Raw genomic sequence first — 22,664 nt, forward strand, 5'->3', positions numbered from 1 at the left:
TCATTCCGGCTGTGCCTCCTTCCCGAAACCCCTAAATGGCAATCCTTAAAATGTACAGGTATCCTTAAATTGTGTAGGAAACCTTAAAATGTTTAATCGACAAGAGCATCCTTTATGCTTTTGCCATCCTTAGTCTTCCATGCTGCCATTCCATTGGTACTTGCACCGGTGACGAAGTTTGCCGCCGTCGATGCACTCTTGAAATGAACGTCTTTTGATACCACGCCACCCTTCACATATTCAGCACGGTACTTCTCTATAGTATTCGCTCCTCTAAATTTCTCGGAATGTGCAACCTCCGCAGATACTTTGGATCCTTTTTAACGATACATTCTTTCGTATCTGGATCATACTCGCCAGTCGCATCTACTCCTGATCTTGTTCGATTAATAAACACCTTCATAACACACCTCCAAAATGTTCTGTTGCAATGTCGTCGAGCTGCTTTGCAATTTCCGGGAACTCTTTATTCAAGTCCAGTGTCCGGACGCTGATTTTATTGCCGCTCATCTGATAGATGTAGTCCGGCTGCAGTTCTTCTTCTGTCTTAGCGTAGAGAAGCATGCCGGATACCGAATGCTCATCATCGCCCATGTCTGCATCTTTGTTCTTCACATAGGTAAAAATCTGGTACAGATTTGCCGAGTGAAGCATTCTGGCATTAAAGCGGTTCTCGGCCAGCGTATGTGTATAGTACTTCGCATCAATGATGAGCACCGTATCTCCCGACTGGTTCTCAAGCATGATGTCGGTCTGCATAACCGGGAGGAGTGTGCCCGCTCCATCATCAAGCGCCCACGGTATCTGAGAGGCGCTGGCTTTCAGCTCCGGATGTTCCTTGATGTAGTATTCCAGAATGAATTTCTCGTACAGGCGGTTCATCCTCTGGTCGTCAACGAAAGACGCCAGCTTGTATTCTCCGTCGTCTGTTGTCAGGAGCATTCCCTCAATCACCAGCTGACAAATGCCAAGAAGCACTCGGTACGTTTGATTATTCCTCTGAAACCGAATGGACGACCACTTGATTCCTACCGGCTCAATCTCGTCAACATTGGAGAAGAATAGCATTTCCTTCTTCAGGTCATTCTTGTAATCCGCATCCACCTCGGTGTGTCGCAGAAGCAGCATGACCGTGGTCTTCAGGATTTGATTCAGAAGATTATTCTCGGAAAGCTCATCAAACTCACAGGTCAGACGCTGCTTCTTCTCGATTTTATTTTTGATGGTGCCCGGCATATCGATTTTGCCACGCATCACCGGCAGGTCTTCTTTCCGGTTCATGTACTCCCGGTAAAGTCCCTGCTTCAGCTGCCGCCCGATTCCTTTTGAGAGAATCGCCGCGAACAGATTATGCATGTTCTCAAATTTCTCCGTGGCGATCTTATCGTCATCCGACTGCTGCAATGTGGTGAAGGCATAAGAGAGCATGTAGTAAACATTCTTGATGAATATGCTCTTATCCTTTGTCATTGAAATACTCCGTGAAGAATATTTTCCCAGCGCTGCAGCTCCGCCGTGTCGTCAAACCAGTATTCACTGAGCATCGGAAGAATATCGAAATCCACGATAGAATGCAGCCATTCGTCTGTGCAGGTGTCGTGTCCGCAGAAATAGCTGTGTCCGATGCAGAATCCCTTACCGAGAGACTTATCCGATGCGATCTTCTTATTCAGTTCCTTGACCTTCTCGACCAGCTCATTAAATGTCTCATTGTTCAAGCTCTTCTGATACTGGATAAATCCGTCAGAATCAAATCCCGGCTCCATTTCCAAGAAACTGAATCTACGACGCAGGGCATAGTCGATCATCGCAAGGCTGCGGTCTGCCGTGTTCATCATGCCGATGATGTAAAGATTCTCCGGAACAGCAAACGGAAGCCCGTTATATGCCAGCGTCGCTTTCACCCCACGGTAATCTTTCTCGATGAGCATAAGAAGCTCACCAAAAATCTTACTCATGTTTCCACGGTTGATTTCATCGATAATGAAGAAGTAATCCTTGTCCGGCTGATTTGCGGCCTTCTGGCAGAAACGATAGAAGATGCCGTTCTTCAGTTCAAATCCATCCTCGACCGGTTTGTAACCCATCATGAAGTCCTCGTAGGAATAGTTCTGATGGAACTGAACGAACTCAATGCGGTTCTCGTCTTTTTCTCCCATCATGGAATATGCGAGGCGCTTTGCAGCAAAGGTCTTACCAACACCGGGAGCGCCCTGAAGAATGATATTCTTCTTGTTTCTCAAAACAGCCACAAGCTGGTCATACCGGCCTTCGGTCATATACACTTCTTCAAGGAAGTCATTCCTCGTGTACGTATCAATAGCTTTCTCCGGTGCGAGAGGATTCTCTTCACGGATCATATCCATAATGAAATCGAACTCGCCCTTTGTCAGCTTGAACAGACTGCCATGTGGATTGACGAAGTATTCCATCTTCTCCAGCTCCGGGCAGGCCTTGAGCGTCTGATAATCAATCGGCGATGTGAGACCTTCCGTTTTCTCAAAGTACAGCTTATCGCCGTCCTGTTCTGCGCTTATTTTGGCAAGTGCTACAATCTGTTTAACCGGATAGGATTCATACCCGATTACCATGTCTCCCGGTCTGGCATCAAGGAAGTTCTGGAATATTCTGCGTTTATTTCCGTTCTCGTTGTAAAGTGTGTAATCCTGGACTTCACCAACAGCGATGCCGGAGAAGCTCCAGATTTTCGGATTGGCATTAAGCCACCAATAATGATGGTCGTCGTCTCCACCTTCGGGAACCACAAAGAGCTGAACCCGCGAGAGATCAACCTTATCAAGAGCCTCTGAAAGCTCATCTCTTAACTTCCAGATATAGCTGCCTTCCTCATCCTTTCCGGCATTCTTGCCAACATATAGAACAGGCCACCAGCAGGCATTTCCATTGTTCCACTTCATGACCGGGCATCCGGTCTTCTCAACGATTCTTCTCGCAAGAGCCACAGAACCGCTATTATAGAAGTTCATTGTCTTGCCATATTTAATGGCAAGCTGTGTGCATGTAGCCTGTCCACCGTAATCCTTCATCCGGTGGACAATCTCCAGACTGTTCTCTGTGAACACATCCTTGTCGCCGAGAAGGGCAATCCAGTCATCTACTGTCAGGCCGGGCTCGTAATCTTCCGGGAACCATTCTCCGGGAAGTACAGGTGTCTCATCGCTGCTTTTCTGGGAGTAGTACCGGCTGATGTAGAAGCCGACATCCAGCGCCAGTGTTTTGAGTGCCGGATCCGGATAACAGGTATCTGTCAGCTGCGAACGGAACAGATTCACAAGTTCTGTATCCAGCTTCAGCTCATCACAAATCTCATCGTAAAGCTTGATGGCATTTCGAATGTTCTCTGCGTAAGCGCCCTTCTTAAAGGCGTAATCGCTGCCCAGTTCATCAGCAGCAGTCTTGACCTCACCGTATTTGTAGATGTAATGCTTGTCCGGATAGCGAAGCCACAAATAAACGCTGATGGCATTCTCGTACTGATAATGCTGCGCTGCTCCATTACCGTACTTTTCGAGCATGATGGAAGCCTGATCCTTAAAGCCCTTGATACGGTCATATACATCCTTGCTCTCGTCATAAAGAGCGATGAACATGGCGCGGACTTCCTCCGGAGCAGTCTTGGCAAATCCCTCAATCATCCGGCGGGGGAAATTATTCATGGACGCAAGCAGATTGAACGTCTTATCCAGAGAACGATGCAACATCCCTGCAAAATCCTCCGCGTTCACATCCCAATTATCCTGAAAGCCCTTGATGGCTTCCCATTTGTATTTTTCATTTACCCACTCGTTTGATACAAAGTCCAGCTTGTAATAAACGAGCACGTCCTTCAGACGCAACTTGTCAAACATTGCCGCTGCCTCCTTTATGCCTTGCGCCGGTTCTTGTCGATTGTTGCCTCCGGCAGCAACTGCAACAATGCAATACGCAACCCAATCCCCATCCAGCACACCTTTCTGCATGTCTCATTTCCTCATCATAAACACCACAGTCCCCGCATGCTAGAAGGCAATAGGATTGACGCGGGTTGTAGTGGAAAACATATCAACCAATCTCCGCGCATGTGGAAATATATCCACGATTTTGGTGCCGTAGGGAGCATATAGACAAGCTGCAACTATTCAAGCCATTGAATAAAGGCAGCTCCCCCTCATAAATCGCATGACATGATGTATTCTTCTTCGTTTTCATCGATTATCTGAAATCCGACATTCTCATACATTTTCACGGCATAGTTTGCTTTTTGGACCGATAAGGACACTTGTTTATAATCCCTTTCCCGAAGTTCCCTCAGCATGGTTTCCATCAATGCCGTACCGATACCCTGATTTCTGTATTCCTTATAAAGAGCGATTGCAAAAGACGGGGTTTCATCATTGATATGCCCATAATCGTTCATGATGCGTACCCAGCACGCTCCGACAATCCTGTCGTCAGCTTCCGCAACAAAACAAATATCATTATCGAATTCCCCAAAATTTGATATATAAATCTGAAGTTCCGGTTGATTGATAATCTCCCTTGGCGGCGGCTCGACACCATCAGGAATAAATATTGCCTCATACAGAAAGTTGGACAAAACAGGGATTTCGCTACTCTTTATTTTTCTAATACATAATCCAACCATGGATCCCCCCTCCTTCACTGCCGATGTAATCCATATCCACATTTCCATTTTTACTATGTTGCATTGGTTCACATAGTTAAATCGATAATATTTATTGGGATATCATTTTGTGCTTCTCAACATCGACCTTGGGCAGCCAGTCAGGTTGATTGCATAATTCATACGCCGAATTCTTTGCGGATATCCGCAAATGCCTCGCTTGCCGATATCGTGGCCCCTGACTGCATATCCGTATATCCTTGCTCCATTTCGGCATCAAACTGTGCGGGTGTCATGCGCTTGACATCCAAGGGATGCTCCGGCAACTTGACATCAAACGGCAGCCCCTTCTGAAGAATAATCTGTTTATCAAGCAGGAATGCCCCGAGCAGCAAGGATGGACTCCTCCCGTTCCTTAACATCGGGATCCATCCGCGCACAAAGATTCGTTATCTTAGCCATATCAAACTCCCTTCACAAGCTGCACGCTGATCACTGCACCCGCCACACACAAAATCGTACGCATAATCGCAATACATTCCAGGGCTACCGAAATGCTGGATTACAGAAAGAGGAGCATCACAACCGTCACTCTCTTCTATCACTTATTCTTTGACGGCAACACCACCGTTTCCATATGGCGGGCCATCGGGTACAGGCCGAAGGCGCGGATGTCGCGCAGTTCACACCGTACATTCCCGCAAATATTGCGGCGGCAAGACCTGCCGCCTTTCTGCTTTCGTTACATTTATCAACAAACGCCGCTGTCATCACCACATAACTGATTGCCAGAAATATACAAACACATTACCTCCCAAAATCATATGAAATCAGCATGCACACTGCAAATGCAATTACTGTTATCCCATTTACAACGGAACCTATCTAGCCAAGTTTATTTCTCATCGCATCAATGTAGCCTTTTACAATTCTTATTTATATGACAGCACTGTTGCGAAGATGCTGATCATGGCTCGTTCACCCGCGTCAGCAGCGCCACCGTCTCAACGTGATGGGTCATCGGGTACAGGTCGAAGGCGCGGATGTCGCGCAGTTCGTAGCCTTCCTCGGTCAACGTGGCCGTGTCGCGTGCCAGGCTCGCGGGATCGCAGGCGATATAGACGACGGCTTGCGCTCCCGACGCCGCAATCTGCCGGCACACCTGAGCTTTGGCGCCAGCGCGCGGCGGATCGAGCACAACAACATCAGGATGGGCCAGCTCGGCTGGCACATGGTGCAACGTTTTGGCCACGTCACCGCACAGCGCCGTCACATTGGACAGCCCAGCCGCCTTGATATTGAGACGGGCATTCTTCACGGCTTGCGGCGCGCCTTCCACGCTCAGCACGCGCGCGCCCGTACCATCCGCCCCGTTCACAGCTCCCGCCAGTGCCGCCAACGGCAGCGTGAACAGGCCCGAGCCCGAGTACAGGTCCCAGATCACCGGGTCTGTTTTGCCTTGCAATGCCAGACGTACCAGATACAGCACATGCTCGGGCAGACGCTGCGGAGCCATGCGATGCATTTGCCAGAAACCGTTCGCATCCACCGTGAAGGTAAACGTTCGGCCTTGCACATCAATAGTTTCGGTCAAGTTGCGTTTTCCGGCCTTGACCTGCCCGTCCACAAGAATCGCATAGTTGTCGCCGACTACCTGCGCCAGCCAGTCAAGGTCGGGCTGGGGCGGCACGTAGACGTCACGCGGTTCAGGAACTGCGATTCGGATCTGCTGGTTCGGTTCAAACCCGCCGTCCCAGACGCGCTCGTTGCGCGCCACAGACAGCAGCGCTTGGCTTGCCAGCGGCATGTCGTCAATTGGCACTCGCACGTGACTGCCGCGTCGGCGCATTGAAGGCTTGCCTTGGTCATCGGCAATCAGTTCAATGCGCGTACGCCAGTGCAAACCGCCCGTTTCGTCGTCGCCGGGCAGCGCTTCAATCGGCACGTCCACGTCCAGATGACCGAGTCGGTGCATCTGTTGCTTGACCACATCGGCTTTCCACTTGAGTTGCCCATCACGACTCACATGGATCAGGTCGGCGCCGCCCAATCCCCCACCATCGTTGAGTGGTCCGGCAAGTTTCCACTGAGGAGTCACGCGGTCGGGGCTCGTTTCGAGCACTTGCGTCACTTCGCCCGTCCAGAACCGGTCGTCACGGTTGTACGGTTCATCGAGCGTCACGTTGACGAGCTCCCCCGGCAGCGCGAATCGAACGAACACCACACGCCCCTCAATGTGGCCCACGCACCTACCCTGGTCCGCGTATCGTTCAATCCACAATGTTTTCTCCACGGCTGCCGTCCTTCATCGCAAGTACAGAAATACAACAATCTATTATATGATTTCCGCACCACCGCACGATGGCCACCAAGAAGCTCCACCAGCTTTCCGTAACGTATCAACGGCAAGCCACTGGGCAGTTTTGACGGTCAAACGCCTCTGAACGCAACGAAACTGCCCCAAACCGCACCATCCGCACAACGCAAGCGAGCGCGCCAGCCTCGGGCAGCTCACGTAAGATCAGTCAAATACTTTCCATATGTTCTCGTCTTCTTTCGTGGAATCTTGCGCACGGATGTCAATACCGCTCGTGATAAAACACAACTGAACGTCTGGCGCATCAATATCGAACGTATATGCTTTCCTGGATGCTTCCCAGGCGGACGCGATGTTATTGCTGACCGTGATCTCTTGCGCATACAAGTCCAACGCGCTCTGCTCTTCCTCCCGATAGCATGAGGACGTATAGGACGGAGCCACAAGGTTCTTGCTGCGTAGGCATTGCGCAAGCGCCGCACTATTGTCTTGCAACAACTGTGGATTGCCAATGGCGGCGCGATACAGCTCGTCCACGTTGAGGAACTCCAAATCCAGGCAATGCGAAAGATCACTTTGCGCTTTGTTCCAAACTTCGTCACCGCGGTCCCCCGTGTCAACCATGAAGGTGTTGCCATGGATACCACCCTGGTACTGGACGGAAACGGGTGGGTTGTATCCCTTATCGGTCAGGCATTGGGAAAAATCGCTCCATGCTTGTTCATGATCAGCTTTGGTGATGACGCCATCATTGGCCAGTGAACGTTCCAAAATGTCACGTTGCCGTTGCGATATTGCATGATCAGGATGGGTGGAAGCATAATCCAAGAGGAAATTGATACGATCATTGAATGAATTCGCCCTCTTACCCCCCTGTTGAGCCGATTGGGATGTTTGTACGGAAGATGACTGCGCCTACCCGTTCTCCCCAGTATTCGATGAGCAATCGCCCATTACCGCGATCATGCAGATCGCACTGACCGGCGCGTCCAACAACGGTGTCTACGCAGCTGAAAGAATCGTTTTGGTATGCGAACCCCTTCTTGTATGGCGCCAAATGGTTGACACCCATTCTATGACGGTTATTTTAAATCAACCGGCACAGAATCAGATACCAGCCATTCGGTAAAATAAATGTCCTTCTGATGCGAGAATACATCAAAAGGACATTTATTTCACCATACTATTCAGGATTCGTGTATTGAATGGTTAAGGCGGTCTCGTTCAATTTCTTCGCCTTCTTGCTCACCAATCTTCTCAGCCTGCTCCAGTTCAAGTTGCTTGTGACGGTGCATCGGGTCGGCGACAATCAGATACGATATCCAGATTGCCAAAGCCCAGAACGGAATGCCCATGAGCAGGCGCGTGGTACCAAGCCAAGCGACCTGGTTGGCCAAATAGAGTGGCACTTGCACAATCAGGCGCAACGAAAACACGCCAATCCAGAGCCAAGTGATTGTGCGATATGCACGGTAGAGCGCACGGTCGTCACGCCATGAACGCAACCAGGCGCGGAAATGTTCGGTCGGCAGGGAACGGATGAATTCAATGACGAATCCCAAGCCAGGTATGCGCACTGCTTGCGAAATACCAAGTAACACAATGTAAAACGCATTGGTCAGAAACCCGAACATGTAATAATTGCGCGCTTCATGGCTGCGCCAAGCCCAAATCAGGCAGATACCGACCGCCAGGATTCCAGAAACAGCGCCCATGATGGACTGGCGTTGCAGCAAACGGATGACGATCTGCACGCCGGCCAGTGCAGCCGATGCGATGACTGTGGCTTCCAGATTGTTCGTCACGATGAACATGACCACGAACACCACGCCGGGCAGCATGGATTCGACGACGCCGCGTGGGCCACCAATGGCCATAAGGATTGAGAAATCGTCATTGTCTCCCACCGATGCGAGAGATCCCAAACCCGTGCGCGGCTTGGAGGAAGAAGGCTGTGGTGAAGTGCTCATGGTGTCCTTGGATCAAACGGAAAAACAAATCGCAATGCCCTGACAGTGCACTACCGATGGGCACAGCGGCACAGCGGCACAATGACTCAGCGGCGACAGCAAAACGCGCCGACCCGTGCGGGCCGACGCGTGAAAGATATCAACGCAGTTCAGAGAACATGGGACCGCGAGACAATGTGGTCTTGACTTCGACCTCGTGATCGGAATCAGTCGGCTCATCCGGGCGGTCAATCGACGGCGTGTTTTCAGCGTCGCCGTCCCCGTTCGCCGCGGCACGGCGTTCGGCCGGAGTCAGTGGCGGATGCATCGGCAGCAGGTCACGCGGAGCCAACGGTTCCTCACCACGATCCACGACGACGAGCGAGAAGAACTTGTTGAGCGCGTGGGCTTCCAGCGAATCTGGGTCGGTCGCGGCCGTACCCGAGAAAATCGCACGCATCATCCAGCGTGGACCGTCCACGCCCACAATGCGCGTCATCACGGTCTTGCCCGACGACACCTTGACAGGCAGCATGACTTCCATGCCGAACACGCCTTCAACTTCCTTGGCGTCCGGGTTGGCTTCAAGCAGGTCGGCACGCACGTCATCCCACAAGCCCATCGTCTTGGGAGCGGCAAACGCTTCCATTTCAATGCTTGACTTCTTGAACGTGACCGTAGAGCCCGACACATTGTGCGTGTTGCGGTTCACCTTGACACGCAACTGGATGCCCTGCATGAACGGCAGATAGTACGAGCCAAACGACAGATAGCTGTCGTAATCAGGCACGTGATCATCCTCGATATCCCACGGACCGTACTTCTCGCCACGGCCTTCATACTCACTGACCGCTTCGGTTGGATAGTCATAGGACGCTTCGGTGGTGTTGTCAAACTCCTGTTCGTCGGCGTTGTCTTCGACGGCCGCCTTGGCTTCCTCAGCAGTCTCTTGAGCGATTTCCTCGGCTTCCTTGGCGCGCTTCTTCTTGCCGAATCCGAACAATCCCATAAGTCCTCGTTTCCTCGTGTGTACCCGTGTGGGTGTGGCTATGCGTGCAGCGCTGCGTCGGGCCGCAACTGCATCAATCGTAAACCAGTCTCAAGGCTACCATTGATTTCCCGAACTTTTAGGGGTCATCATCAATTCTCCTCAATGAATGCCCTGATGCCCATCTCTAACACAACCGGAGCCAGCCTGCATCATGCTAATAACAAGCGTCCGCCCCATGGGTTTCACCGGGCGGACGCTGTAATGATCTCAATGATCACACGTCGTAGGTCACCGTGAGCGGTGCATGGTCGGACCAACGCGCATACCAGGCTTTGGCACGGCTGATTTCAAAGCCACGTGCTGTCTGGGCGATTTCCGGTGTGGCGAACTGGTAGTCGATACGCCAACCCACGTTGTTTTCAAACGCGCGACCGCGATTGCTCCACCAGGTATACGGTCCTTGGATATCGCCTGCCAAATCCCTGACCACGTCGACAAACTCATATTCGTCGATGAGCTTCGTGATGTAAGCGCGTTCCTTGGGTGAGAATCCCGAATGCGTCTCGTTTGTAGTGGCGTCTTTGATGTCCAGATCGGTGTGGGCAATGTTGAAGTCGCCAACAATGAGGCTTTGCTTGCCGCCGTGGGCCGCTTCGTCACGCAGCTGCGCCGCACGCTCCATGATCGCGTCGAGCATGTGGTACTTCTGTTCCATCTTCGTGGGATCGTCCATGTTGCCCGCATGGTTATACAGATTGCATACGGTAATCACATAGCCTTGCGGTGTCTTGACATCCATCTCGGTCCAACGGCCCGTGTCGGCGTCTTCGCCATCGCCTGGCAGGCCCACACGCTTGTCGAGCACTTCGAGACTGGACAGCTCGCCCACGCCTGCACGCCCTTTGAACACGCTGACCTGGTCGATTGTCGAAAGCCCTTCGGGCTGCGCAATTTTGCCGGCATTCTTATAATCCTCGGCATACTGCTCGAAAATCGAATCGATGGCGTCTTGAGGGGCGCGAAGCTCCTGCAGACACAAGACATCAGGGGTATGCTTCTGCACCCACTTTTCAAAGCCTTTACGCTCGGCGGCACGGATACCGTTGAGGTTGGCTGTCGTAACTGTAATCGTCATGACTCAAGACACTACACCCCCGAACCGTCGTGGAGGCGGTGCGGGCGAGTGTTTGTGCGCTACGAAAAATCCCGAAGAAATTTGTATGGAAATTCCATGCAAATCCCCTCGGGATTTCATGTCAGCTTGCTGGGAGCCATCGTTCAGGGCTTGTTTCACTTAGGCTGAGGCAGCCCAAACGACTTGCCGGTTCACAGATCCAAGCCGAGTTCCAATTTGCCGCCAGGAATGGCGTCGAGCAGGTTGCGCGTGTACTGCTGCTTGGGGTCGTTGAACACCTGGTCGGTGGTGCCATGCTCCACCAGCTTGCCATGCTGCATCACGACCACGTCATCGGCGATCTGACGAACTACGGCCAAATCATGCGTGATGAACAAGTAGCTCAAGCCTTTCTCGGCTTGCAAATCGTTGAGCAGCTGCAGTACCTGGTCCTGCACGAGCACATCCAATGCGGAAACGGCCTCATCACACACGATCACGTCGGGATTCAACGCCATGGCGCGTGCAATGGCAATACGCTGACGCTGTCCACCAGACAATTCGTTGGGGTAACGCTGCATCACCGTTGCCGGCAACTTGACCATGTCAAGCAGTTCGGCCACGCGGGCGCGACGGCTGGCCTTGTCGCCGATGCCATGGATGCGCAACGGTTCTTCAATCGAACGGTAAATCGAATACATCGGGTCGAGCGAACCGTACGGGTTTTGGAACACTGGCTGCACATGACGGCGGAAGTCCAACAGTTCCTTGCCTTTGAACGTGGAGATGTCCGTGCCTTCATAGGTCACGGTGCCGCTCGTGGGTTCCAGCAGCTTGAGCACCATGTTCGCCACAGTGGACTTGCCTGAGCCCGATTCACCCACAATAGCCAGTGTGGTGCCGCGTTTGAGCTCCAAACTCACATCATCCACGGCCTTGAACAGCTCTTTGCGCCCTGGCAGCTTGAATTCCTTGCACAGGTGGTCCACCTTGATGATGACTTCGCTCTTTTGCAGCTTGTCTTCATTCACAGCGTGTTCCATGATGGCCGTCGCATCCTGGCCATGTTCCTTGGCCGAGATGATGCGTTGCGAAGCCAACGATGGAGCTGCCGCCACGAGACGCTTCGTGTACGGATGCTGCGGATGCTGCAACACTTCGAGTGACGGGCCTGATTCGACGACCTGACCTTTGTACATCACCACGATGTGCTGGGCGCGTTCAGCAGCCAGTCCCAAATCGTGTGTGATGAACAGCACGGCGGTGCCCAACGAATCGGTCAGCATCTGCAAGTGGTCCAGAATCTTCTTCTGCACGGTCACGTCCAATGCCGAGGTCGGCTCATCGGCAATCAGCAGCTCAGGACGGCATGCCAAACCGATTGCGATCAGCGCGCGCTGGCGCATGCCACCAGAGAACTCGTGCGGGAACTGACGCGCACGCGTGGCGGCATCAGGCAAACCGGCTTCGTCAAGCAAACCTGCGATACGGTCGTCCATGGTGGAGCCAGTCACATATTTCTTGGCGATATACCAAGCCTTGTCGTCTTCAACGCCAGACTTAATCAGGTCATCGGCCACACGCCAACGCGTTTCCGAACCTGGGACCCACTCGTCCTTGAAGTACGCCATGCGCCGGCCGAGCTTATCACCTTCCACGCCGACTTCAATGAGCGCTTTCTCGGCCTCTTCGAGCAGTTGGGCAAGCTTGTCGGAGCCGAGGAATGTCTCATCACCTTCATTGTTGATCTTGACATCGGCGCTGGCCAATGCTTTGGACAGGCTCGAACGCTTCTCATGGGCGATGTCCATGTTGTTGGCGACCAACGCCTCTTTGACCTGCGTACCAATGCGCCACACAGGATTGAGGTTGGACATGGGGTCCTGTGGCACCAAACCCATCTTCGAGCCGCGCAACGGCACGAATTCCTTGGGTGTGTAATGGGCAATCTCCTGGCCATTGAGCTTGATCGATCCGCCAACCACATGGCCGGTGCCGGGCAGCAGACCCAGCACAGCCATAGCCGACGTCGACTTGCCTGAACCTGACTCACCTACAATGGCGACCCACTGGCCCGGATACACGCTGAAAGACGAGTCACGCACAGCGTGCACAGCATGGCCGTCATCAGCCGTAAAGTCAACCTGCAGGTCCTTGACTTCGAGCAGCGGCTGCAGAGTGGCATTCGTTGCGGTGGTCGCGTTGGACGCTGGGGAGGCTTGGGATTGAGCTGCCGCCTCCACATTGGACGCGGTGGCCGCAGTATTCGCAGTATTCTTGGTTGCTTCAGTCACGGTGTTCACTTCCTCCACACTCACGCCGTACGGCTCTTCGGATCAAGTGCATCCTTCACAGCGTCACCAAGCATGATGAATGCCAATACGGTGATGGCAAGAGCCGCGGAAGGATAGAACAACACCATGGGGTCCGTGCGCAAAATCGTCTGCGCGCTCGAAATGTCACCGCCCCAGCTGACCGTGGTCGTGGGCAAACCGATGCCCAGGAAGCTCAACGTCGCTTCGGACACGATGTATGAGCCCAACGAGGTTGTGGCGATCACAATAATCGGGGCCAGCGAGTTCGGGATGATATGGCGGAACAGGTTGCGCATAGGTGTGGAACCCAATGCCGTGGAAGCCGTGTTGAACTCGAGGTTCTTTGACGACAGCACGGCGCCACGCGCAATACGTGCGACCGATACCCAGCCGAACAAGGCCAACACGAGCACGACCTTCCAGATCGATCCCGTGGAACGGAACATCTGCAGCACGACGATGGCACCGAGCAGCATCGGGATGGCCATGAAGATATCGACGATACGGCTCAGCACCGCATCGACCCAACCGCCAAAGAAACCGGCGATGGCGCCAACGAGTGCACCAATGGCCACCACAATGATCGTGGTCAGGATGCCGACCGAAATCGAGGTGCGTGTGCCATAAATCACGCGTGCATACACATCGCAGCCCTGCATGTTGAAGCCGAACGGATGGCCTGGCATGCTGCCTTCAAGCGAACGCTCCAATGTGCAATAGTTGGGGTTTTCCTTCGTGAATACCGAAGGGAACAACGCCACAAACACAATGAAGATGATCAGGATACCCGAAATGATGAACAACGGGTTCTTGCGCAGTGTTCGCCATGCGTCCGCCCACATGCTGGTGGCCGGCGACGAGTCGTCGAGCGTGTCAATGTCGCGCAGCGGCGTCTCTTCGAGTGGCGCCACATAACGTTCCTGCCCTGGCAGGGTTTCAACTGGTTTAAGTTTGTCAACAGCAGACATAAGCATTCTCCCTCATCACGCGTAGCGGATGCGCGGATCAAGAGCCGCGTACAGCATATCGACGAGCAGGTTGCAGATCACGAAGACGAGTGTGAGCAACGTGACGATGGACACGACCATGTTCGCCTCACCCTTGAGGATGCTCTGGTAGGTGAGGTAGCCGATGCCATGAATGTTGAAGATTTGTTCGGTAATCATGGCGCCACCCATCAACGCACCAAGGTCCTGGCCCAAATAGGTCACCACAGGAATCATCGAGTTGCGCAAAATATGGCGGAACGTCACCGACGTGTTCGACATGCCCTTGGCACGCGCGGTACGCACGTAGTCAAGTGCCACATTCGATGAGACTTCGGAACGTGCCAAACGGATGATGTATGCCATCGAAACTGAGCCAAGCACCATTGCCGGCATCAACAGCTCAAAGAACCCCGGATTCGAACCGGCAGTCACGGGCAGCCAACGCAGCTTGACACCAAAGACATACTGGCCCACGAAACCCGTGACGAAGGTTGGCACTGAAATGAGCAGCAGTGAGACAATGAGGATGACCGAGTCATACCACTTGCCTTTTTTCAGACCGGAGATGACGCCGAAGACCACGCCGAAAAGGGCCTCGAACACGAAGGCCATCAGCGCGAGCCTGATGGTAACCGGGAACGCGCGTCCGATCTCTTCAATAACGGGCTGACCGGAGAAGGTCTGGCCGAAATTGAGCGAGAGGGCGTTCTTCAAGAACAGCAGATACTGAATGAAGAACGGCTTGTCGAGATTATATTCTGCGCGGATCTGGGCTGCGACCGCTTCATTGACGGGCTTGTCTCCGAACATCGCCTTGACCGGGTCGCCCGGAAGTGCGAATACAAGCGCATACACCAACAATGTCGTGCCGAGAACCACGGGGATCATCTGCAGAATACGTCGCAGAAGATATTTTCCCATCGATAGCTCCTTATGCCTGGACCGGCTGACAAGTTCGCATTGCCAGAACCTTAGAAGGCGCTGCCGGTCTCTCAATTCCTCTATAGACTACCGCAAGCATGGAAAAACACCCCCGTTCCGTCACCATATGCGAACAAAAAGAGGGGCCTTGCGGCCCCTCTCGCCTCACCCCCGTGCATTACCCATGTATTGGCGCAAGCGCGGTGGTGATGGTGGTCGAGTCATCAGCTCTTCGTTATTTCGTTGTAAATCGGCTGGTTCTGCCAATCCATTGCGAAGCCCTGCACGCCCTTGGCTGCCACACCATCAGCGTTGCTGTAGTACAGCGGGATGGCAGGAAGCTGCTGGAGCAGAATCACTTCGGCATCCTGATAGAGCTTGATCTGCTCATCGCTGTTCGTGCAAGCCATGGCTTCGGTGAACAGCTTGTCCACGTCGGCGTTCTTGTAATCGCCATCGTTCGAGCCCTTGCCGTCAGCCGCTGCAGAATCGTAGAGCTGGTAGAGGTAGTTTTCAATCGACGGATAATCCGGCTGCCAACCGGTACGGAATGCACCGGTCATCTGACGGTCGGAAATCGCGTTGCGGAACTCCTGGAGCGTTGGCATCGGGTTCGTGGTGGCCTTGAGGCCTTCGCTACCAAGCACGTTGTTCACCGAGTTGACAATAGCTTCATACACGGGCTGTGCGCTGCCATCAGCGTTGAACGAGAACGTGAGGTTGCCGTCGTAACTCGAGATGGCGTTGGCCTTCTTCCACAGTTCCTTGGCCTTATCAGGGTTGTACTGAAGGTTGTCGGAGTGATCGAGGTCCTTCGAGTAGCCCGGCACCACAGGCGAGCTAAAGTCAGTAGCCACCGTACCGACACCGTTGAGCACCTTGTCGACAATCGACTGACGGTCGATAGCCATCGACAGGGCCTGGCGGCGCAGCTGGCCTTCCTCAGTGTTCGTCTTCCAGTGATCGAGTTCTGCAGGAATCGTAAACGTCTGGATGACGGAGCCGGCCTTGTTATAGGACTCGATGGAATCATCCTTCTCGAACGTCTTCGTGGCCGATGCAGGCACCGTATCCATCACATCAAGGTTGCCCGACTGCACGTCGGCAAACGCCGAATCCACCGAGGTGTAGATCTTGAACGTCACGCCATCGTTCTTGACTTGTTGAACGCCCTTGTAATCATCGTTCTTCACGAGCGCGATCTGCGAGTTGTGATCCCACTTGTCGAGCTTGTACATGCCGTTGCCGACCGGCTTCTCGCCGAAGGCCTTCGGATCCTTGTAGAAGGATTCCGGCAGCGGAGCGAATGCCAAGTAGCCGGCCTTGATCGGGAACACCGAATCAGGCGTGTTCAAGTCAACCGTGAACGTCTTGTCGTCCTTGACGGTCAGGCCCGAAAGCTGCTCGTCGCCCTTGAGGTTGTCGGCGTCCTGCAGCTCGTCATAACCCTTGATCATCGAGAAGAACGACGAGCACTTCTGGGCGTTCTTGGCGTTGGACACGTAGCTCCAAGCCTTCGTGAACGACTCGGCCGTCACAGGCGTGCCATCAGTGAACTTCCAGCCATCCTTGATCTTGACCGTGTATTGCGAAGCGTCATCGTTTGGAGTAATCGACTCGGCGACTTCCATCTCCGCATCACCCTTGGCATTGAACGACACGAGGTTGGAGAACAGCATCTGACCGACGCGGCCGCCACCCGTCTCATTGGTATCACCAGGAATCAGCGCATTCTGCGGCTCGGAGTTGTAAGCCGTGATGATGCTGCTCGAAGCGTTCGAAGAGCTCGAGTCTCCCGAACCGCCGCAGCCCGAAAGCATCATGCCCAATGAGCATGCGATCGCTGTAAGCGCGATTGCCTTCTTCTTCATATTGTCTCCTGTCTAATCGATGGCCACAGCATCAACTTTTCCCCTGCCGCATGCACATCGAGTGATGCGCACACAGCATGGTGCAAAGCATGCCGTGGTCGCGTGACCACCATTGTGCCGCATGTCAAGAGTTTTCGCCCACAACGTTGGCGTGTCAAAACCCCCAAGCATGATGGCGCACAGTACGTGTTCATTGCCGGACTTGGCCATGAACTTCCCTTCAGCGGTCTTGATGACCAATCGTACTCTCTCATGTATCGTCCATATGACTTCACGGGTGGATGCGCACAGCGCCAACACCGTTGTCCAGTTAAGCCCGCGGAAACGCTTGCGCATAGCGCGCTTTGAGCTGTTCGATAGACACATGCGTGTAACGCTGCGTCGTACGCAAACTGCTATGCCCCAACATTTCCTGCACTTCACGCAAATCCGCACCGCCATCGAGCAAATGCGTTGCGGCACTATGGCGCAACGCATGCGGCGAAATGTCGGGCACACCCGCACGCTGAGCCTCACGATGCACGACTTCGCGCACAATACGCTGGTCAATGCGACCACCACGACTACCCAAAAACAATGCGTCACCACTGCTCACCGCAGCCAACACGGCACGACCGTGCTCCATCCATGCGTCAAGCGCCCGCTGCGCCGGAATACCATACGGCACCACACGTTGCTTATTGCCTTTGCCCGTCACACGAATTGTGCGATTGTCGGCATGGACATCAGCCATATTGAGCCCCGTCAATTCAGCCACGCGAATGCCTGTGGCATACAGCAGTTCCACCATTGCGCAATCACGTTGGGCGAGCGCATGCTGCTGGGGGGTTTGTGCTTTGCCATCGTGCTGCTCACCGTCTGCTTGGGGCTGTGCCACTGCTCCACGCGCACCGGCCTCATCATCGACTTGTTCCATCAATGTTTGCGCCTGTTGCTCGTTGAGCACGTCCGGCAAATAATGTGCGGCTTTGGGAATATGCAGCGCGGCCGCCGGGTCTGTTGCGGTTTTACCATGCTCAGCCATCCATCCAAAGAATCGTCGCACAGCCACTGTGCGCCGCGCCAACGACGTACGAGAAGTGATTTGTGCTTCTTGGGCCATCCAATCACGCAAGGCGTCCGTCGTGACTTGCTCGAATCCGCTGATACCCATGGCATGCAACGCCGTACAGCACCGTACCGCGTCTTTGGCGTATGCGCGCACCGTGTTCTCGCTCAACCCCATGTTGGCACGCAAATACCGCGCATACTCCTCCACCATTGGCGCAAACCATACGGTGTCATCATTCAGGCGACTCATGCGCCCATTGTAAATACGCGTCCCCGATGTGCTACCGCTGTTCATGCAGCTATCACCTCCCCATTGTCGTCGCCCCATCATGCACGATGCAGTCTGCACGACGTATCCGTGAGCACCATGACATCTGTCACACACCCCCTAGGGGCTACCCCTGAACTTTGTCACGACTTCCCCCATTTACGTCCGGCTCCTGAGAGTCGGCATAATGCCGGCATACCCGTTTTATAAGCTGAACATGGTCGCAGCCCCCGTGCACAGCAATGAACTGCCCTGCCCAGCTCCTCATGAGCTGCTCACGAAGTGCTCATGAAGTACTCACGTGGAGTTCTGATGGAGCACCATCACAGCGCAGCAACCCCCTGCACACGATGCGGACGCGAAACATTGGTATCGAAAGAAAAGAGGAATCATGGCTCGTTCAGCCAACCACCACTCGCCACACGCCAGCATGGATGGGCGCAATACCACTGATCCCGTGGTGGCTCGCGCCATTGACCTGTATAAGCATTACGGCTCCGAGGACAACGAAGTGGTGGCACTCAACCACATCAACGTCGAATTCATGCGAGGCCAGCTCACGGCCATCATGGGCCCTTCGGGGTCAGGCAAGTCGACGCTCATGCACTGCATGGCCGGCCTTGACGTGCCGACCAGCGGCACCGTGCTCGTGGAAGGCCTTGAAGTGTCCTCAATGAACCAGCGCGAACTGACGAAACTGCGCCGTAAGGAAATCGGCTTCATTTTCCAGTCGTTCAACCTGGTCCCCACGCTGACGGCCAAGGAAAACATCCTGCTGCCGTTGCAGATCGCGAAGCGTCCGGTCGACATGGACTGGTTCAACAAGGTTGTCGACGTCGTCGGTTTGGCGAACCGCCTCGATCACCGTCCAAGCCAGCTGTCTGGCGGCCAGCAGCAGCGTGTGGCCTGCGCCCGCGCGATGATGGAACAGCCCAGCGTCATTTTCGCCGATGAGCCCACAGGCAATCTCGATTCGCGTTCAAGCCGTGAAGTGCTGACGTTCCTGCAGCAGTCGGTGCGTGAATACGGCCAGTCCATCGTCATGGTCACGCATGATCCGCGTGCGGCGAGTTTCGCCGACCGTGTGCTCGTGTTGGCTGACGGTTCAATCACAAACGATATGGATCACCCGACTTACGACGAAATCCTTGAGGTATTCGCCGATCATCATGACGAAACCGTGGCTGAAGAATTGGCCGTGGGCCCCAACGGCGCTGACGGTGCCGCATTGGCCGAGTATGCCGAGGTGCAGGATGCCGCACGCCGCGCGGCACGCACGGCGGGTTCCGCCAACGCTGAAGGTGAGGCCCGCGCATGATCCGCATTGGTTTGAGGGACGCCAAAGTCCATTTCCGCAGATTCATCATGTCGATTATCGCCATCGCGTTGGGCGTGGCGTTCGTTGTGGGATCGTTCTGTTTCCGTGCCATGCTCAACGACCAGGTCAGCCAGATGATGGCCACGAATTCCGACGCCGACGTGTACATCCGCGGCGACGTCGTCAAGAAAGACCATAAGGAAGGCACAAAGGTCGGCCACGCTGATTATGAGGACATCAATGTGGACCTCATGGACGACGTGCGCAAGATTGATGGCGTCAAGAATGTGTCGGACACGCATTCGTTGTCGAACATCGTGCTCGTGGGTGCCGATGGTAACGCGGTCACCACGGTGGGACCGCCCACGTTAGCTGTGGCTTTGGAAAAGGGCTCATGGCGTGGCGCTACGCTGACCGACGGCCATTGGCCTGAAGCTGATGACGAGATTGTGTTGCATTCCGGTGCGGCTGAGCAGTCCAAACTCAAGGTTGGCGACACCACGAAGATCGTATTCCCCGACGGTCCGCGCGACATGAAAGTCGTTGGCACAATCAGCACGCCGAATTCTCAGTTGGGTGCGATCATTGTCGGGTTGAAGCCGTCGCTCGTCACGCATTACCGTGAGCTTGCGGGCGAACCGATTGACCAGACTTCAGGGTTTGAAGTCTATGGTGACCTGAACACGCCACTTGATGCCAAAGCGCAGCAGGAGCTGGCCGACCGCATCAATGCTGAACTGCCCAAGTCCGACCATCTCGTGGCCATTACTGGCGATTCCGTGCGCGATGAGGAAACGCAGTCCACGCAGGACCAGTTGGGCTTCATCCAGCCGTTGATCATGATTTTCGCGATCATCGCACTGTTTGTCGGTTCGTTCATCATCGCGAACACGTTCACGATGATTGTGCGCGAATCGATGCGCGGCTACGCGTTGCTGCGTTCAATCGGTGCTTCCCCGGCCCAAGTGTTCCTAACCGTGATTGTGGAAGCCATTGTGCTCGGCATTGTGGGTTCCGTGCTTGGTGTGCTGCTCGGCTGGGGGATGCTTGAACTGATTGGCAAGGGCATGGGCCAGATGGGCATGCCGTTGACCGGTTCGCCGGCTCCAAGCTGGTCCGACGTGCTGGTCGGCATTATCGTCGGTATTGTCGTAACGATTATCGGTGCCTCGTTGCCGGCCCGTACGGCCGCGATCGCTCCTCCAATTCAGGCGATGAACGAGACCGTCAACCCGGAGAAGCCGGTGCGCCGCCGCGGTTGGATCGGTTTCGTCATGGTCGTGTTCGGCTGCCTGCTGTGGGTTTTGGCCTATGTGCTCAGTGACGGCGGCGACAAGCCCACGCCGTGGAGCGCCATCAACAACTGGTCGCCCGAATGGCTGCTCGGCATTGGCGCCGGCCTGCTCGTTATCGGCGTCATCGTGCTCGGTCCTGCCCTGGTTGGTCCGGCTGGCAAAGTGCTTGGTTGGATTCCCGACCATGTGTTCCCCGTCACGGGCCGCTTGGCCACGCGCAATATCGCACGTGCTAAGCGCCGTACGGCCAACACTGCGGCCGCATTGTTCGTCGGCATCGCCATTGTCAGCTGCCTGGGTGTTGTGGCCAGTTCGGTCAAGACGTCTGTGCATGACATTGTTGACGATGGCCTGAACGCCGATTTCGTGCTCATGAGCGCTTCGATGACGAACCCGATTCCCACGAAGGCCCTGGATGAAATCAAGCAGAATGACGAGGTGAAAAGTCTCGCCCCGATCACGATGCTGCTGGGTGTTTCGATTAACGGCGGGGACACGATGCCGTTCGCTTCGGACTATTCGCTCGTTGAATCGATCTATCCCGTCGGTAATGCCAAAGTCCAGGCCCTCAAGGATGGCGAAGCCATGGTCGGTGATCTGGTTGCCGACGAAAACGGCTGGAAAGTTGGCGACACACTCAAGTTCAAGGCCGAGAACGTCGTTGTTGACGAGGAAGCCACAGCCAAGGCCCAGGCCGATTATCAGGCCGGGATTGAGGCGCAGGCCGGCAAACTGCAGGCTGAAGCCCAGCAGCTGGCCGCTACGGGTGATGCCGCGGGCGCTCAGTCCAAGATCGAGGAGGCCCACAAGGCCATCGAGGACGCTCAGAACGTTGATCCCGCCAAGCTCGTCAAGACGAAGAAGGAAGTGGTCACCAAAGATATCCGCATCGGCGCGATCGCTGACGATTCGCTGTTCAATGACGAGGTCATGATCAACGAGACTCTCGCCGACGAGCTCGTGCCAGAAAACATGCGTATGGTCAACCAGGCTTATGTGCAGGCCAAGCCCGGCGTTGATCTCAAGCGTTTGCAAAACGACCTCAAGAAGACTGTCAAGCCCTACTACACAGTGGGCGTGCTCAACCGTGACGAATTCAAGTCCTCGTTGAGCTCGATGGTCGACCAAGTCATGGCGATCCTCTACGCGCTGCTCGCGCTCTCGATCATCATCGCGATTTTCGGTATCGTCAACACGTTGGCGCTCAACGTGTCAGAACGCACGAAGGAAATCGGCCTGCTACGTGCCATCGGCACGTCACGTGCGCAGATCCGCGGCATGCTCGGCATTGAGTCGGTCATCATGTCGGTGTTCGGCACGATCCTCGGCATCATCGTGGGTGTGGGAGCAGGCGTCGTCGTACGCGCCGTCTTCTCCGACAACGGTTTGACTAAGCTGTCGATTCCGTGGGACCAGATTGTGGGGTTCCTTGTGGTCTCGATCTTCGTGGGCTTACTGGCCAGCGTGTTCCCAGCGAACCGAGCGCTCAAGAAGCCCGTGCTCGACGCCGTCAGCAGCGAGTGACCTGCAGGTAGATAGCAAGCAGAAGACCCCTCCCGTTTGCGAGAGGGGTCTTCTTGTTGTTTGTTGTATTTCCGCACTTGCATCCATCGCGTCACGCCGTCACCCAGCGCGGCCGATG

General features: G+C 54.5%; 17 protein-coding genes. 2 read left to right on the forward strand and 15 right to left on the reverse strand.

What is annotated here, in order from left to right:
* Positions 1-92: 92 nt before the first annotated feature.
* The 15 genes from BGLCM_RS08760 to BGLCM_RS03930 all read right to left on the reverse strand — a co-directional run bounded on the left by BGLCM_RS08760 (position 93) and on the right by BGLCM_RS03930 (position 18,391).
* Positions 93-236: a DUF4357 domain-containing protein gene (locus tag BGLCM_RS08760; protein WP_420796146.1), complete on the reverse strand. Its 144-nt coding sequence runs from the start codon at positions 234-236 to the stop codon at positions 93-95.
* 163 nt (positions 237-399) lie between these two features.
* Complete coding sequence (mcrC, locus tag BGLCM_RS03860) at positions 400-1,470, reverse strand: 5-methylcytosine-specific restriction endonuclease system specificity protein McrC (RefSeq protein WP_006294354.1); 1,071 nt, start codon at positions 1,468-1,470, stop codon at positions 400-402.
* Complete coding sequence (locus BGLCM_RS03865) at positions 1,467-3,980, reverse strand: AAA family ATPase (RefSeq protein ID WP_006294353.1); 2,514 nt, start codon at positions 3,978-3,980, stop codon at positions 1,467-1,469. Before BGLCM_RS03865 ends, mcrC begins: the two co-directional genes overlap by 4 nt.
* Positions 3,981-4,168: 188 nt before the next feature.
* On the reverse strand, positions 4,169-4,645 hold the full coding sequence (locus BGLCM_RS03870; protein ID WP_044084795.1) for a GNAT family N-acetyltransferase: 477 nt from the start codon (positions 4,643-4,645) through the stop codon (positions 4,169-4,171).
* Between the two features lie 158 nt (positions 4,646-4,803).
* Positions 4,804-5,019 carry a hypothetical protein gene (locus BGLCM_RS03875; RefSeq protein ID WP_238548627.1) on the reverse strand — a complete coding sequence of 72 codons (216 nt, stop codon included), beginning with the start codon at positions 5,017-5,019 and terminating at the stop codon, positions 4,804-4,806.
* A gap of 572 nt (positions 5,020-5,591) precedes the next feature.
* The gene (locus BGLCM_RS03880) at positions 5,592-6,917 is read right to left on the reverse strand and encodes a class I SAM-dependent RNA methyltransferase (protein WP_006294349.1); all 1,326 of its coding nucleotides are present in this window, start codon (positions 6,915-6,917) and stop codon (positions 5,592-5,594) included.
* Positions 6,918-7,145: 228 nt separating this feature from the next.
* Positions 7,146-7,712, reverse strand: a complete 567-nt coding sequence (locus BGLCM_RS03885; RefSeq protein ID WP_148401493.1) for a hypothetical protein — start codon at positions 7,710-7,712, stop codon at positions 7,146-7,148.
* Positions 7,713-8,128: 416 nt separating this feature from the next.
* A complete protein-coding gene (locus BGLCM_RS03890; protein WP_044084797.1) occupies positions 8,129-8,911 on the reverse strand; it encodes a DUF3159 domain-containing protein in 783 nt (260 codons plus the stop codon).
* A gap of 139 nt (positions 8,912-9,050) precedes the next feature.
* Positions 9,051-9,899, reverse strand: a complete 849-nt coding sequence (locus tag BGLCM_RS03895; RefSeq protein WP_006294342.1) for a DUF3710 domain-containing protein — start codon at positions 9,897-9,899, stop codon at positions 9,051-9,053.
* A 256-nt stretch (positions 9,900-10,155) separates the two neighbouring features.
* Entirely contained in the window at positions 10,156-11,016 is an 861-nt protein-coding gene (locus BGLCM_RS03900) for an exodeoxyribonuclease III (protein ID WP_006294341.1), read from the reverse strand.
* A 191-nt stretch (positions 11,017-11,207) separates the two neighbouring features.
* Positions 11,208-13,289: a dipeptide ABC transporter ATP-binding protein gene (locus BGLCM_RS03905; protein ID WP_420796147.1), complete on the reverse strand. Its 2,082-nt coding sequence runs from the start codon at positions 13,287-13,289 to the stop codon at positions 11,208-11,210.
* Between the two features lie 20 nt (positions 13,290-13,309).
* On the reverse strand, positions 13,310-14,284 hold the full coding sequence (locus BGLCM_RS03910; protein ID WP_006294339.1) for an ABC transporter permease: 975 nt from the start codon (positions 14,282-14,284) through the stop codon (positions 13,310-13,312).
* Between the two features lie 9 nt (positions 14,285-14,293).
* On the reverse strand, positions 14,294-15,220 hold the full coding sequence (locus BGLCM_RS03915; RefSeq protein WP_006294337.1) for an ABC transporter permease: 927 nt from the start codon (positions 15,218-15,220) through the stop codon (positions 14,294-14,296).
* A 224-nt stretch (positions 15,221-15,444) separates the two neighbouring features.
* Entirely contained in the window at positions 15,445-17,091 is a 1,647-nt protein-coding gene (locus BGLCM_RS03920) for a peptide ABC transporter substrate-binding protein (protein WP_006294336.1), read from the reverse strand.
* A gap of 310 nt (positions 17,092-17,401) precedes the next feature.
* Positions 17,402-18,391, reverse strand: coding sequence for a tyrosine recombinase XerC (locus BGLCM_RS03930; protein WP_006294334.1), 990 nt, complete (start codon positions 18,389-18,391; stop codon positions 17,402-17,404).
* Positions 18,392-18,839: 448 nt separating this feature from the next.
* Between BGLCM_RS03930 and BGLCM_RS03935 the strand changes: the two genes are divergently transcribed.
* A complete protein-coding gene (locus tag BGLCM_RS03935) occupies positions 18,840-19,727 on the forward strand; it encodes an ABC transporter ATP-binding protein (RefSeq protein WP_006294332.1) in 888 nt (295 codons plus the stop codon).
* A complete protein-coding gene (locus BGLCM_RS03940) occupies positions 19,724-22,546 on the forward strand; it encodes an ABC transporter permease (RefSeq protein WP_006294330.1) in 2,823 nt (940 codons plus the stop codon). The genes BGLCM_RS03935 and BGLCM_RS03940 overlap by 4 nt, the downstream gene beginning before the upstream one ends.
* The last annotated feature ends 118 nt before the right edge of the window (positions 22,547-22,664 follow it).

The sequence above is a fragment of the Bifidobacterium gallicum DSM 20093 = LMG 11596 genome (assembly GCF_000741205.1).
GTDB lineage: Bacteria > Actinomycetota > Actinomycetes > Actinomycetales > Bifidobacteriaceae > Bifidobacterium > Bifidobacterium gallicum.

Excerpts from the sequence above, each read along its gene's own strand:
- mcrC (WP_006294354.1), bottom strand. The coding sequence starts at position 1,470 with ATGACAAAGGATAAGAGCATATTCATCAAGAATGTTTACTACATGCTC.
- BGLCM_RS03865 (WP_006294353.1), bottom strand. The coding sequence starts at position 3,980 with ATGCAGAAAGGTGTGCTGGATGGGGATTGGGTTGCGTATTGCATTGTT.
- BGLCM_RS03870 (WP_044084795.1), bottom strand. The coding sequence starts at position 4,645 with ATGGTTGGATTATGTATTAGAAAAATAAAGAGTAGCGAAATCCCTGTT.
- BGLCM_RS03890 (WP_044084797.1), bottom strand. The coding sequence starts at position 8,911 with ATGAGCACTTCACCACAGCCTTCTTCCTCCAAGCCGCGCACGGGTTTG.
- BGLCM_RS03895 (WP_006294342.1), bottom strand. The coding sequence starts at position 9,899 with ATGGGATTGTTCGGATTCGGCAAGAAGAAGCGCGCCAAGGAAGCCGAG.
- BGLCM_RS03900 (WP_006294341.1), bottom strand. The coding sequence starts at position 11,016 with ATGACGATTACAGTTACGACAGCCAACCTCAACGGTATCCGTGCCGCC.
- BGLCM_RS03910 (WP_006294339.1), bottom strand. The coding sequence starts at position 14,284 with ATGCTTATGTCTGCTGTTGACAAACTTAAACCAGTTGAAACCCTGCCA.
- BGLCM_RS03915 (WP_006294337.1), bottom strand. The coding sequence starts at position 15,220 with ATGGGAAAATATCTTCTGCGACGTATTCTGCAGATGATCCCCGTGGTT.
- BGLCM_RS03920 (WP_006294336.1), bottom strand. The coding sequence starts at position 17,091 with ATGAAGAAGAAGGCAATCGCGCTTACAGCGATCGCATGCTCATTGGGC.
- BGLCM_RS03930 (WP_006294334.1), bottom strand. The coding sequence starts at position 18,391 with ATGAGTCGCCTGAATGATGACACCGTATGGTTTGCGCCAATGGTGGAG.
- BGLCM_RS03935 (WP_006294332.1), top strand. The coding sequence starts at position 18,840 with ATGGATGGGCGCAATACCACTGATCCCGTGGTGGCTCGCGCCATTGAC.
- BGLCM_RS03940 (WP_006294330.1), top strand. The coding sequence starts at position 19,724 with ATGATCCGCATTGGTTTGAGGGACGCCAAAGTCCATTTCCGCAGATTC.